We start from the raw sequence: 13160 nt of genomic DNA on the forward strand, positions 1-13160 counted from the left end.
GGCCGCTCCCACCGCACCGGGAGCGGCCCCTCGCCGCACCCTCACGGCGTCACGATCGCGAAATTCGGATCGGGCTTCTCCACCACGGCCAACAGCTTCTGCAACAGCGCCGCGTCGCCCTCCACCGTGATGTCGCCCAGCCCCTTCCCACCGAGGAGAGCGAGCAACTGCGGCTTCGTCATGGTCAGCGTGACCCCCGCACCGCTGTCGGCCTTCGTGTCACTCCGGTACGTCAACACGCCGTTTCGCAGCGTCAGGTGATAGACGACGCCCAGCGCGGGGAAACTCCAGTCCATCCGGATCCGTAGGTTCCACGCCTTCGGGCCATTGACCCGGATCGCCACGGAATCGATGAGCTGGTCCACGCCGAGCGCCGTCATCATCGTCGGACCGGCCGTCGTGGAATCACCCGGCTTCACCCCGTCCGTCAACTCCAGCGCCCCGGTGAGATAGAAGTTCCGCCACACCGCGTTCTCCGAGGCGTACCCCAACTTCGTGTAGACGGCGGCGAGTTCGACCTTCGCCCTTCGATACTCGGGCTCGGCGAAGACCACATGGTTCAGCAGCGTCGCCGCGAACCGCAGATCCCCGTCCCGCGCGAACGCCTTCGCCTTCGCCACCGCGGCCGAGCGCCCACCCAGCGCCTTCACGTACCGCTTCGCCTCGTTCACCGGGGTGTGCTCCCACAGATGCGCCGGATTCGCATCGAACCACCCCATGTACCGCTGGTAGATGCCCTTCACGTTATGGCTGAGGGAGCCGTAGTAACCCCGGTTCGCCCAGCCTTCGAGCGCGGGCGGCAGCGTGATCTCCTCGGCGATCTCGCGCCCCGTCATCCCCGTATTGATCATCCGCAACGTCTGATCATGCATGTACGCGTACAGGTCCCGCTGCTCCGACAGCAGCTCGGTGATCTCGTCCCCGCCCCAGGTCGGCCAGTGGTGCGACGCGAACGCCACATCCACCCGCCCGGCGAACAACTCGATCGACTCGCCGAGGTGGTGCGCCCACTCCCGCGCGTCCCGCACCTGCGCACCGCGCAAGGTGATGATGTTGTGCATCGTGTGCGTCGCGTTCTCCGCCATGCACACCGCGCGCAGCTCGGGAAAGACGAAGTTCATCTCGGCAGGGGCCTCGGTCCCCGGCGTCATCTGGAACTCGATCCGCACCCCGTCGAGCGTCTCGACCTGTCCGGTCCGCGTGATGCTCAGGGTGGGCGGGAGCAGCCCCACCGTCCCCAGCGACACGTTCTGCCCGAGACCACAACCGACCTGCCCCCGGGCCGACGTGGGCAGATGCGCGCCGTACATGTACCCGGAGCGCCGCGTCATCGCCGTACCGGCGTACACGTTCTCCGACACCGCGTGCTCCAGGAACCCCTCCGGCGCGACGACGGGTACGTCACCGGCCCCGTCCGGCAGTACGCCGTACGCGCCGCCGAAGTGATCCACGTGCGGGTGCGTGTAGATCAGCGCCGCGACCTTCTTGCCGGCGGCGTCCCGGTGGTCCCGGTACAGCTTCAGCGCGGCGGCGGCCGTCTCGGCGGATATGAGGGGGTCGATGACGATGAGCCCTGTGTCGCCCTCGACGATCGTCATGTTCGACAGATCGAGGCCGCGGACCTGGTAGATCCGGTCGGTGACCTTGTACAGCCCCTGCTTGCTCGCCAGCCGGGACTGCCGCCACAGGCTCTTGCTGACCGTCGCCGGTGCCTCGCCCTTCAGGAAGTCATAGGCGTCGTTGTCCCAGACGACCTTCCCCGCCGCGTTCTTCACGACGCCGGGCGTCAGCGCCGCGACGAAGCCCCTGTCGGCATCCCGGAAATCGGCGGTGTCATCGAAGTCCGGGCCACCGTCGTCCGCCGCGCCAGTGCTCCCGCCCGAGCTTGCGGCGAACGCGGACCGGGGGCTCACAGCCACGGCCGCCGCGGCGGCCCCTGCGGCGGCGGCGACGAAGTGACGCCGGTTGATCGGGCTCATGCGTACCTCTTCGGACGACGGGGCGGGTGTGATCCCGAACATCGGGGGAGGGGGATGGGCCGGTCAAGGTCCCGCCGGGGAATTGGGGTGGTTCCCAGGGGGCGGGCGGGAGTGGTGTGACGGGTCATATTGCGGGTGGGTCAGTACGTCGGTCCTACGTGGAGGTCCGGCAGGGCGACTTGTTCGGTGAAGAAGTACCGGGGGTATTCGTAGCGCTTGCGCTCCCCATGGGTGGACGTCTGGGCACCCTGTGAGATCGGGGGGCGCGGCACGCAGCAAAAAGCGGATGTTCACGAGAACGTGAGCATCCGCTTCTGATTCCAAGCCTTCGATTCGAAGGAAAAGTGCCCCGGGTCGGACTCGAACCGACACTGTATGGGTTTTGAATCCATTGCCTGCTGCCAATTGGGCTACCGGGGCCCACCGAATCAAAGGTTTCCCCTGACCCGCTGCCCGACCACCTTACCGCAGCTAGGTAGGCTCTTGGGAGCAGTACCCCCGCCCTGCATAACCAAGGAGCGCCCCCGTGACCGCCCCCGAGTCGCCCCAGCCCCTAGACGCCGCCGACGACGACAAGTCGCACGTCCCGCCGCTGACGACCCGTGTCGTCATCGCCGAGGACGAGGCCCTGATCCGCCTCGACCTCAAAGAGATGCTCGAGGAAGAGGGCTACACCGTCGTGGGCGAGGCCGGTGACGGTGAGCAGGCCGTCGAGCTGGCTCGTGAGCACCGGCCCGACCTGGTGATCCTCGATGTGAAGATGCCGAAGATGGACGGCATCAGCGCGGCCGAGAAGATCGCGGAGGAGTCGATCGCGCCGGTGCTGATGCTGACCGCGTTCTCGCAGCGTGACCTGGTGGAGCGGGCGCGGGACGCGGGTGCGATGGCGTATCTGGTGAAGCCGTTCAGCAAGAGTGACGTGGTGCCGGCCATCGAGATGGCGGTGTCGCGGTTCACGGAGCTGAAGACGCTGGAGAAGGAGGTCGCGGACCTCACGCAGCGGTTGGAGACGCGGAAGCTGGTGGACCGCGCGAAGTCGGTGTTGCAGACCGAGTACGGGCTGACCGAGCCGGCGGCGTTCCGCTGGATCCAGAAGACGTCGATGGACCGCCGGCTCTCGATGCAGCAGGTCGCCGAGGCCGTGATCGAGGACGCCGCGGAGAAGAAGGCGTCGAAGGGCTAGACCCCTACGACCCGAGTCCGCGTTTTTCGGCTGAGGCCCGCGCCCCGATGGGGTGCGGGCCTCATGCGCGTACGGGTGCGGCGCTCGGCTCAGTCCTCTCCGAGGTACGCCTTGCGTACGGATTCGTCGTGCAGGAGGTCCTGCCCGGTGCCGGAGAGGGCGATGGAGCCGACCTCCATGACGTGGCCCCGGTCGGCGAGGGAGAGGGCCGCCTGGGCGTTCTGCTCGACGAGGAGGATCGTCGTGCCCTGGGACTTCAGCTCGACGATGGTCGACATGATCTTCTGCATCATGATGGGGGAGAGGCCCATGGAGGGCTCGTCCAGCATGAGCAGCTTGGGCTGGGACATGAGGGCGCGGCCCATGGCGAGCATCTGCTGTTCGCCGCCGGAGAGGGTTCCGGCCGCTTGCTTCCGGCGCTCGCCGAGGATGGGGAAGAGATCGTAGGCGCGCTGGAGGTCCTTCTCTATCCCCGCCTGGTCCTTGCGGAGGAACGCGCCGAGTTGCAGGTTCTCCATGATCGACAGGCGCGGGAAGATGCGGCGCCCCTCGGGGGAGTGGGCGAGACCCAGGGCGACGATCTTGTGGGCGGGGAGGCCGGTCAGCGGGTGCCCGTTGAACGTGATCTTGCCGCTGAGGGGCTTGAGGAGGCCGGAGAGGGTGCGCAGGGTCGTCGTCTTACCGGCACCGTTGGTGCCGATGAGGGTGACGACCTGGCCTTCCTCGACGGTGAAGCTGATGCCTTTGACGGCTTCGATCTTGCCGTAGGCGACCTTGAGGTCTTCGACCTCCAGCAGGGCGGTCACTGGTTGGTTCCTTCCGAAGAGCCTTCTGTCGCGCCTCCGGCGGCATGGGCCTCGGCCGCCTGGACGTCTTCGAGGGCGGTGTCCTCGGGGGCGCCTTCGAAGGGGGTGCCGAGGTAGGCGGCGATGACGCGTTCGTCGCCCTGGACGACGTCGCTGGTGCCCTCGACGAGTTTCTCGCCCTGGACGAGGACGGCCACGCGGTCGCACAGGTTGAAGATGAAGCGCATGTCGTGCTCGATGACGAGGACGGCGATGCCTTTGTCGCGGATCGCGAAGACGAGTTCCTCGGTGGCGCGGGTCTCCTGCGGGTTCATGCCGGCCGTGGGCTCGTCGAGGAGGAGCAGGCCCGGTTCGCTGGCCATGGCACGCGCGATCTCCAGTTTCCGCTGCTCACCGTAGGGGAGAGAGCGGGCGAGGTGGTCGCGTTTGTGGGCCAGGCCGATGAACTCCAGGAGTTCCATGGCGCGTTCCTCGGACGCGGCTTCGGCCTTCTTGAAGCCGGGGCCGCGCAGGAGGGCGGACCACAGTCCTTCTTTGGTGCGGGTGTGGCGGCCTACGAGGACGTTCTCCAGGACGGTCATGTTGGCGAAGAGCCGGATGTTCTGGAAGGTGCGGGCCATACCGGCCTGGGTGACCAGGTGGGGCTTGGGAGGAAGGACGGAGCCCTTGTAGGAGACCTTGCCCTCGGTGGGGATGTAGAGGCCGGTGAGGCAGTTGAAGAAGGTGGTCTTCCCGGCACCGTTGGGGCCGATGAGGCCGACGATCTCGCCTTCGTCGACGGTGAGGTCGACGGAGCGTACGGCGGTGAGGCCGCCGAAGCGCATGGTGACGTTGCTGGCTTCGAGGACGGTCTGAGTCATGGTGGTCACGCCCCTGCCTTGGTCGCCTTGGTGGCGCCGATGGTGCCTTCGGGCAGGCTCTGCTGTTCGGGGATGTCGAGTTGGCCGGTCTCGTGGAACTCGAGCTGGCGTCGGCGGTTGGCGATGATGCCCTCGGGGCGGAAGCGCATGAGGAGGACGAGGGCGATGCCGAACGCGAAGAGCTCGTAGCTCTTGAGGAAGCTCAGCTTCTCGGGGATGAGATAGAGCAGGCTGGCGCCGAGGAGGGGGCCGCTCACGGTGCCCATGCCGCCGAGGACGACGGCCGCCAGCAGGAACGCCGAGTTGGGCGGTGCGGCGCCGGCGAACTGGTAGGGCGTCGGCACGACGGAGTAGCTGACATGGGCGCTGACGGTCCCGGCGAGGCCGGCGAGGGCGGCACCCAGGGCGAAGGCGATGAGCTTGACGCGGAAGCCGTTGATGCCCATGGCGGTGGCGGCGGTCTCGTCCTCCCGGATGGCGACCCAGGAGCGGCCGATGCGGGAGTCCGCGGCGCGGGTGAAGACGAGGACGACGATGGCCGTGAAGACGAGCATCAGCAGGAAGTAGTTGGCGAAACGGCCGAGGGTGAAGCTGCCGATGTCGTGCGGGATACCGAAGTTGAACCCGAAGATCTCGAGGTCGGGGATGTTGGCGATGCCGTTCGGGCCGTTGGTGATGTCGGGGCCCGAGGAGCCGTCGAGGTTGTTGACGGCGATGCGGAAGATCTCCCCGAAGCCGAGGGTGACGATGGCGAGGTAGTCGCCGCGCAGCCGCAGGGTGGGGGCGCCGATGAGGACGCCGAAGACGAGGGAGGCGCCCATGCCGACGAGTACCGCTGCCCAGAAGGGGAGTTGGGTGCCGGAGAAGCGGGAGTACTCGGAGCCGGAGACGAGTGCGGCCGCGTAGGCGCCGACGCCGAGGAAGGCGACGTAGCCGAGGTCGAGGAGTCCGGTGAGGCCGACGACGATGTTCAGGCCGAGGGCGACGGTGGCGAAGATGAGGATGTTGACGCCGATGTTGGCGTTGTGGTCCTCGGACTGCGTGAAGGGGAAGACGGCCGCGGCGAGGAAGGCCATGGAGGTGGCGAACCCCTTGTGGCGGGCGTTCAGGGCGGAGAAGCGGTCGGTGAGTCCGGCGCTGACGAGGGCCCAGGCGGCGAAGATGACGAGCAGCATGAAACCGCTGAAGGTCTCGCCGTACTCGTCGTCGGGTGTGCCGATGCCGTACGTGAAGACGACGAGGCCGAGGGCGAGCGCGAGGGTGATGATGACGCGTTCGGCCCAGGGCGGTACGGCGGTCGGCGGGGGGATGTGGTCGGCCTTGGTGAAGTAGGCCTTCCAGGTGGCGCCGGGGCGGGGCAGCGCGAGCGCGCCGACGACGGGCAGCGCGGAGGCGACGGCGGCGACGAAGCCGCCGGGTTCGAGGTTGGCGAGTCCGCCGAGCTCGAAGGTGATGGCCAGGACCGTGTACCAGGTGACGGCGAAGGCGGCCAGCGCCATGAGGAAGACGGGGTTGGTGGCGCGGGCCGGGTTCAGCCAGCGCAGACCTCGTACGTTCCACAGGGTGAGGGAGTAGAGGAGGGTGAGGATGCCGCCGGTGAGCGTGAGGAGCTGGAGGCCCGCGGGGTAGCCGTTGACGGTGAGGTCGCCGGGGAAGGCGGAGGTCCAGGTCCAGGCGAGCATGGTGCTGGCCATGGTGGCGACGGCGCCCGCGGCGATGAGGATGCGGGCGGCGCCGGCGGGCAGCGGGATGAGCGGGGTCCCCTCGGCGGAGGGGGCGGTGGTGTCGGTCATGCCGCTCACGCCCTGTCCGCTACGCGTTCTCCGAGTAGGCCTTGTGGCCTGAACAGGAGGACGAGGATGAGGAGGACGAAGGCCCATACGGAGGCCCAGCCCTGGCCGCCGAACTGGTCCATGCCGGGGATGTCGGCGATGTAGGCGGTGGCGAGTCCTTCGGCGAGGCCGAGGACGATGCCGCCGAGCATGGCGCCGTAGATGTTGCCGATGCCGCCGAGGACGGCTGCCGTGAAGGCCTTGAGTCCGGCGACGAAGCCCATGTCGTAGTTGACGCTTCCGACGCGGAAGCCCCAGGCGACACCGGCGACGGCGGCGAAGAAGCCGCCGATGGCGAAGGCGATGACGATGATGCGGTTGGTGTCGATGCCCATGAGCTGCGCGGTGTCGGGGTCCTGGGCGGTGGCCTGCATGGCCCGGCCGGTGCGCGAGGTGCGGATGAAGAAGGCGAGGGCCGCCATGCAGACGGGCGCCGCCACGAGGACGAAGAGTTCACCGGACTGGATCTTGAGATTGTCGGTGATGTTGAAGGGCCCGCCGGGGAGTTGCGGGAACTTCCGCGCGTTGTCGGCCTCGGGGTACCAGTTGAAGACGGCCTGCTGGAGTGCGAGGGAGAGGCCGATCGCGGTGATGAGCGGGGCCAGGCGTGGTGCGCCTCGCAGTGGTCGGTAGGCGAACCGTTCGGCTCCCACCGCGATGAGGACGGCGACGAGGCCGCCTCCGATCAGCATGAGGGGGAGGGCGACCCACATGGAGGTGCCGCCGGGCAGGATTAGATAGACGGTGAGGGCGCCGAAGCCGCCCGTCATGAAGATCTCGCCGTGGGCGAAGTTGATGAGCTGGACGATGCCGTACACCATCGTGTATCCGATGGCGATCAGCCCGTACATCGAGCCGAGTATCAGCCCGTTGGCCAGCTGTTGCGGCAGAGTGTGCACCGCATGGCCTCCATGTGGGTGCGGAGAGTGACGGGGTAGAGGTCGGGCCGCGCGGTGACGGGTCGTCGTGGCCGCGCGGCCCTGCGTGGTGCGTTGTGGTGCTGTGGGGTGGGTCAGCCGGTCTTGACGGACTTCCACTCGCCCTTGGTGGCCTGGTACAGGGTGAGCGTCTTGTTCTTGGTGTCGCCGTACTCGTCGAAGCCGACGGGCCCTGCGATGCCCTCGAAGCTGACCTTCTGGACCTCGGCGACGACCTTCTTGCGGGCGTCGGCGGGGACCTTCCCGTCCTTCACGACGTTGCCGACGGCCTTGATGATGGCGGTGGCGGCGTCGTAGGAGTAGCCGCCGTAGGTGCCGTAGTCGCCCTTGTACTTGCCGGCCTTGTACTTGTCGATGAATTCCTTGGCGGCGGGCAGGGTGTCGACGGGGACGCCGACGGAGGTGACGAGGTCGCCTTCGGCGGCCTTGCCGGCGGTCTTGATGTAGGTCGGGGTGAACATGCCGTCACCGCCCATGAGCGGGATCTTGGCCCCTGCGTCCTTGAGCTGCTTGGTGAGGACCTGCGACTCGTCGTACTGCCCGCCGTAGTAGAGCAGTTCGGCACCCGAGTTCTTCACCTTGGTGACGAGGGTGGCGAAGTCCTTGTCGCCGACGTTGACGTGGTCGGTGCCGACGACCTTGCCGCCCGCTTCCTTGTACTTCTTGGCGAAGATGCCGGCGAGACCGGCGCCGTAGGTCTGCTTGTCGTCGACGACGTAGACCTTCTTCTTCTTGAGCGTCTTGTAGACGTAGTCGGCGGAGAAGCCGCCCTGGACCTCGTCGGTGATGGCGGTGCGGAAGTACGTGTCGAACGGGCGCTTCTTGCTGCCGCTGACCCAGTTCTTGCCCTGTGTGAGTTCCGGGGCGGTGTTGGACGGCGAGATCTCGACGAGGTCGGCGGCGGCGAAGACCTTCTGCATGGTCTGCGCGACACCGGAGTTGAGGGGGCCGACGACGCCGAGGACGTCCTTGTTGGCGACGAGCTGCGAGGCGTTCTGCTGGCCGGTGGGCGGCAGGGCCTTGTCGTCGAGGGCGGACACCTTGAAGGTGACGCCGGGGACGAGCTTCTTGTCGTTGGCGTCCTTGACGGCTATTTCCACGCCGGACTTGATGCCGAGGCCGGTGGCGGAGTTCTGGCCGGTGAGGGGCGCGTCGACGCCGATCACGACCGTGGTGTTGCTGCCGCCGCTGTCGTCACTGCCCTTGTCGTCGCGCGATCCGCAGGCGGTAAGCGTGAGTGCTCCGGTGGTGAGCACGGTGGTGAGTATGAGCAGAGAACGGTGTCGCACGATCATTCCTCTCCCTGGCGCGGCTCCCCGGGGCGGGGGCCGTGGGTCTCGCCGGGCCGTACTGGTGGTACAGGGGCCGTGCAATGGACGCGCCCGGCGGCGCGGTGACTGGCCGTGACTATAAGCGCAGGTAGGGGATGGGGGAGCTGCCGGGGGCAGGCTGTGACGCTCTTGTTATGACGGGGCGAGTCCGAGGGGGCGCAGTGTGGACGATTGGGACGCTTGTGGAGCGCACGCATGTGCTCACATGGTGAGAACACCCAGTTCCGGTATGGGACTTGAGGTGATCTTGGTCCTTACGGGATGTGTGTCGTGAGGCCGTGTGCTCGTGGCGGGTGAGGGCCGCCCGGACCGCGGGGCGTGGCCGGTGGGGCGTGCACGGCCTTCTTACGGCGGAGGTCACGCATTGTTACCGTCGTGTGAGTTCAGGAGGGAGCGCGGGGCCGCAGTTGGCGTACAGGAAGTCGCGCAGGTCGTCGGCGAACGCGGTGCCCAGGGTGAAGGTGCGGCGCTGTCGGCCGCGTTCGTTGCGCAGAACCGCGTCGAGCCGGTGCAGGGCCGCGTCGGGCGGCAGGCCGGTGCAGGTGTAGACGGAGAGCCAGACGGTGAGGCGGCGAGGGCTTCGCGGCTCCACCTTCAGAGGCAGCCGGGGTGTGGTCGACGAGCCGAACTCAGTGCTCTGCGGCTGTAGTTGATGGACCGTGACGACATTCCCCGGGGTGACGTGCAGGGTGAACCGGAACGTGCCGTTGTCCGTGCCGGGCCCGTGGTAGCGCAGGGTCGTGACGCTCGCGGGCCAGGGGGGCGGTGTCGTGTCGCCGGAGGTGGGGCGCAGGACGAGCAGGGCGCCGACGGCCGCGGCGCAGCAGACGAGCAGCAGGGCGGCGCGGCGGCGTCGGACGGGCAGCGCGGCCCAACGCTCGGACAGTCGCGGAGTGTTGGCGTCCAGCGTGTCGGTGCGGGGGCGGGGAAGGGGGAGAGGGTCGTCGGGGGGTTCGTACGGCTCGACGGGCCCGATGCCGGTCATGCTGGACGGTAGGCCGGAGGGCGCGGTTCCGGCAACGGGGGCGACGGTCCCCGGTGAGCATGGCGCCCGGCGGGCGCGAGGAGAACCGTGCGCGCCGGGGCCGGAGGGCTCACGCTGCCGGCGGCGCCATGGGGGAGTCCTTGAGGACACAGGTCAGGCGGGCGGTGCAGACCCGCTTGCCGTGCTCGTCGGTGATGACGATTTCGTACGTGGCCGTGGTGCGTCCGCGATGGACGGGGCGACGGTCCCCGGTGAGCAGGGCGCCCGGCGGGCGCGAGGAGAACCGTGCGCGCCGGGGCCGGAGGGCTCACGCTGCCGGCGGCGCCATGGGGGAGTCCTTGAGGACGCAGGTCAGGCGGGCGGTGCAGACCCGCTTGTCGTGCTCGTCGGTGATGACGATTTCGTACGTGGCCGTGGTGCGTCCGCGATGGACGGGGGTGGCGACCCCGGTGACGAGGCCGGAGCGGGCGCTGCGGTGATGCGTGCAGTTCAGGTCGACGCCGACGGCGAGGCGGCCGGCGCCGCCGTGCAGCATGGAGCCGACGGAGCCGAGGGTCTCGGCGAGGACGGCGGAGGCGCCGCCGTGCAGCAGCCCGTACGGCTGGGTGTTGCCCTCGACCGGCATGGTGCCGACGACACGGTCCGCGGAGGCCTCCTTCACCTCGATGCCCATACGGGTGCCGAGGTGCCCGGCGGAGAAGAGGGCGGGCAGGTCGACGCCGAGCGTCGCGTACTCGTCGATGACCTCTTGCGGGAACTTCACGTGGTTCTGCTCGCCCATGGGGCCCGGCTCCGTCCGTCGTGCCTGCTTGCTGCCTGTGCTGCCTGTCCTGCGGGGGTCGTGCGCGATGACTGAGCAAACGCTCAGTCGGTCCTCGATTGTTCCAGGCGGACGACGACGGACTTGCTGGCGGGGGTGTTGCTGGTGTCCGCGGTGGCGTCGAGCGGCACCAGGACGTTGGTCTCCGGGTAGTACGCGGCGGCGCAGCCGCGGGCCGTCGGGTAGTGCACGACACGGAAGCCGGGGGCGCGGCGCTCGACACCGTCGCTCCACTCGCCGACGAGGTCGACGTACGCGCCGTCGGCGAGGTCGAGGTCACGCGCGTCCTCGGCGTTGACCAGGACGACCCGGCGGCCGTTCTTGATGCCGCGGTAACGGTCGTCGAGGCCGTAGATGGTGGTGTTGTACTGGTCGTGCGAGCGCAGGGTCTGGAGGAGGAGGCGGCCTTCGGGCAGGCGCGGGTACTCGACGGGTGCCGCCGTGAAGTTGGCCTTGCCCGTGGCGGTGGGGAAGCGGCGCTCGTCGCGCGGGGCGTGCGGCAGCGCGAAGCCGGCCGGGTCCGTCACGCGCGCGTTGAAGTCCTCGAAGCCGGGGACGACACGGGCGATGCGGTCGCGGATCGTCGCGTAGTCCTTCTCGAACTCCTCCCAGGGCGTGGCGGAGTCGGCGCCGAGGACGCGGCGGGCGAGGCGGGCGACGATGGCGGGCTCGGAGAGCAGATGGCGGCTCGCGGGCTCCAGGCGCCCGCGGGAGGCGTGCACCATGCCCATGGAGTCCTCGACGGTGACGAACTGCTCGCCACCGCCCTGCACGTCGCGCTCGGTGCGGCCGAGCGTGGGCAGGATGAGGGCGCGGGCGCCGGTCACGGTGTGCGAGCGGTTGAGCTTGGTGGAGACGTGGACGGTCAGCGCGGCGCGGCGCATGGCGGCCTCCGTGACCTCGGTGTCGGGTGAGGCCGACACGAAGTTGCCGCCCATCGCGAAGAAGACCCGCGCCTTTCCGTCGCGCAGGGCGCGGATGGCGCGTACGACGTCGTAGCCGTGCTCGCGCGGCGGAGCGAAGCCGAACTCCTTCTCCAGGGCGTCGAGGAAGGCGGGGGCGGGGCGCTCGAAGATGCCCATGGTGCGATCGCCCTGCACGTTGCTGTGGCCGCGGACCGGGCAGACACCGGCGCCGGGGCGGCCGATGTTGCCGCGAAGCAGCAGGAAGTTGACCACTTCGCGGATGGTCGGCACGGAGTGCTTGTGCTGGGTGAGGCCCATCGCCCAGCACACGACGGTCCGCCGGGAGGCGAGCACCATCTCCAGGGCCCGCTCGATGTCGGCGCGGGACAGCCCGGTCGCCTTCAGGGTCTCGTCCCAGTCGGCTTCGCGGGCCGCGGCGGCGAACTCCTCGTAGCCGTGCGTGTGTTCGGCGATGAAGGCGTCGTCGGTGGCGCCCTCGGTGGCGAGGATCAGTTTGTTCAGGAGGCGGAAGAGGGCCTGGTCGCCGCCGAGCCGGATCTGGAGGAACAGGTCGGTGAGGGCGGCGCCCTTGGTGAGGCCCTTGGGGGTCTGCGGGTTCTTGAACTTCTCCAGGCCCGCCTCCGGCAGGGGGTTCACGGAGATGATCCGCGCGCCGCCCGCCTTCGCCTTCTCCAGGGCGGACAGCATGCGCGGGTGGTTCGTCCCCGGGTTCTGCCCTGCGACGATGATCAGGTCCGCCTTGTAGAGGTCCTCCAGGAGGACGCTGCCCTTGCCCACGCCGAGGGTCTCGGTCAGCGCGGAGCCGGACGACTCGTGGCACATGTTCGAGCAGTCGGGCAGGTTGTTCGTGCCGAACTCGCGGGCGAACAACTGGTAGAGGAACGCCGCCTCGTTGCTGGTGCGGCCCGAGGTGTAGAAGACCGCCTCGTCGGGGGAGGCGAGCGCGGACAGCTCCTCGGCGACGATGTCGAAGGCCCGCTCCCACGACACCGGCTCATAGCGGTCGGCGCCCTCGGCCAGGTACATGGGGTGGGTGAGGCGGCCCTGCTGGCCCAGCCAGTACCCGGAGCGCGTCGCCAGGTCCGCGACCGGGTGCGCGGCGAAGAACTCGGGCGTCACCCGGCGCAGCGTGGCCTCCTCGGCGACCGCCTTCGCCCCGTTCTCGCAGAACTCCGCCGTGTGCCGGTGCTCCGGCTCGGGCCAGGCGCAGCCGGGACAGTCGAAGCCGTCCTTCTGGTTGACCCGCAGCAGCGTCAGGGCGGTGCGCTTCACGCCCATCTGCTCGCGGGCCATCTTGAGGGAGTGCTTGACGGCGGGCAGCCCGGCGGCATGGTGTTGCACCGCTGTGACCTGCGGTGCGTCCTGAACCGGGTCCGACGCGGGCGGCTTGCTGGCCATGGCTGGCTCCCCTTCGAGCTGGTCCTGCGAGCGTGCTGTGCGGTGCTGCGCGATGCGCTGAGGTACGCCTGTCGATCCTCGCACGTACGACTGACAGGGCCC

Annotated in this window: 10 protein-coding genes and 1 tRNA gene; 1 reads left to right on the plus strand and 10 read right to left on the minus strand. The window is 68.9% G+C overall.

Annotated features, from left to right (window positions below):
• Positions 1-41 precede the first annotated feature (41 nt).
• Together ACIRF8_RS07400 and ACIRF8_RS07405 are read right to left on the minus strand one after the other, a co-directional pair.
• Positions 42-1979: an alkyl/aryl-sulfatase gene (locus ACIRF8_RS07400; protein WP_404211766.1), complete on the minus strand. Its 1938-nt coding sequence runs from the start codon at positions 1977-1979 to the stop codon at positions 42-44.
• 345 nt (positions 1980-2324) lie between these two features.
• Positions 2325-2399: transfer RNA gene (locus ACIRF8_RS07405), tRNA-Leu, on the minus strand.
• Positions 2400-2505: 106 nt separating this feature from the next.
• Here ACIRF8_RS07405 and ACIRF8_RS07410 point away from each other — a divergent pair.
• On the plus strand, positions 2506-3162 hold the full coding sequence (locus ACIRF8_RS07410) for an ANTAR domain-containing response regulator (RefSeq protein WP_404211768.1): 657 nt from the start codon (positions 2506-2508) through the stop codon (positions 3160-3162).
• An 89-nt stretch (positions 3163-3251) separates the two neighbouring features.
• On the opposite strand, the gene ACIRF8_RS07415 is transcribed toward ACIRF8_RS07410, so the two are convergent.
• From ACIRF8_RS07415 to ACIRF8_RS07450, 8 genes are all read right to left on the minus strand, one after another.
• Positions 3252-3968 (minus strand): ABC transporter ATP-binding protein, encoded by a 717-nt coding sequence (locus ACIRF8_RS07415; RefSeq protein ID WP_404211770.1) that lies wholly within the window; start codon positions 3966-3968, stop codon positions 3252-3254.
• A complete protein-coding gene (locus ACIRF8_RS07420) occupies positions 3965-4828 on the minus strand; it encodes an ABC transporter ATP-binding protein (protein WP_404212335.1) in 864 nt (287 codons plus the stop codon). Before ACIRF8_RS07420 ends, ACIRF8_RS07415 begins: the two co-directional genes overlap by 4 nt.
• A 5-nt stretch (positions 4829-4833) precedes the next feature.
• Positions 4834-6621: a branched-chain amino acid ABC transporter permease gene (locus tag ACIRF8_RS07425; protein ID WP_404211772.1), complete on the minus strand. Its 1788-nt coding sequence runs from the start codon at positions 6619-6621 to the stop codon at positions 4834-4836.
• Positions 6622-6626: 5 nt separating this feature from the next.
• Positions 6627-7559, minus strand: a complete 933-nt coding sequence (locus ACIRF8_RS07430) for a branched-chain amino acid ABC transporter permease (protein WP_404211773.1) — start codon at positions 7557-7559, stop codon at positions 6627-6629.
• A 113-nt stretch (positions 7560-7672) separates the two neighbouring features.
• Entirely contained in the window at positions 7673-8893 is a 1221-nt protein-coding gene (locus tag ACIRF8_RS07435) for a branched-chain amino acid ABC transporter substrate-binding protein (protein ID WP_404211775.1), read from the minus strand.
• Between the two features lie 403 nt (positions 8894-9296).
• Positions 9297-9914 carry a hypothetical protein gene (locus ACIRF8_RS07440; RefSeq protein WP_404211777.1) on the minus strand — a complete coding sequence of 206 codons (618 nt, stop codon included), beginning with the start codon at positions 9912-9914 and terminating at the stop codon, positions 9297-9299.
• 307 nt (positions 9915-10221) lie between these two features.
• A complete protein-coding gene (locus tag ACIRF8_RS07445) occupies positions 10222-10695 on the minus strand; it encodes a PaaI family thioesterase (RefSeq protein ID WP_404211779.1) in 474 nt (157 codons plus the stop codon).
• Positions 10696-10778: 83 nt separating this feature from the next.
• Positions 10779-13058, minus strand: coding sequence for an FdhF/YdeP family oxidoreductase (locus tag ACIRF8_RS07450; RefSeq protein WP_404211781.1), 2280 nt, complete (start codon positions 13056-13058; stop codon positions 10779-10781).
• Positions 13059-13160: the final 102 nt, after the last annotated feature.

The organism is Streptomyces sp. NPDC102406 (assembly GCF_044765725.1).
In the GTDB taxonomy this organism is placed as follows: domain Bacteria; phylum Actinomycetota; class Actinomycetes; order Streptomycetales; family Streptomycetaceae; genus Streptomyces.

Excerpts from the sequence above, each read along its gene's own strand:
- ACIRF8_RS07440 (WP_404211777.1), bottom strand. The coding sequence starts at position 9,914 with ATGACCGGCATCGGGCCCGTCGAGCCGTACGAACCCCCCGACGACCCT.
- ACIRF8_RS07425 (WP_404211772.1), bottom strand. The coding sequence starts at position 6,621 with ATGACCGACACCACCGCCCCCTCCGCCGAGGGGACCCCGCTCATCCCG.
- ACIRF8_RS07450 (WP_404211781.1), bottom strand. The coding sequence starts at position 13,058 with ATGGCCAGCAAGCCGCCCGCGTCGGACCCGGTTCAGGACGCACCGCAG.
- ACIRF8_RS07400 (WP_404211766.1), bottom strand. The coding sequence starts at position 1,979 with ATGAGCCCGATCAACCGGCGTCACTTCGTCGCCGCCGCCGCAGGGGCC.
- ACIRF8_RS07435 (WP_404211775.1), bottom strand. The coding sequence starts at position 8,893 with ATGATCGTGCGACACCGTTCTCTGCTCATACTCACCACCGTGCTCACC.
- ACIRF8_RS07420 (WP_404212335.1), bottom strand. The coding sequence starts at position 4,828 with ATGACTCAGACCGTCCTCGAAGCCAGCAACGTCACCATGCGCTTCGGC.
- ACIRF8_RS07445 (WP_404211779.1), bottom strand. The coding sequence starts at position 10,695 with ATGGGCGAGCAGAACCACGTGAAGTTCCCGCAAGAGGTCATCGACGAG.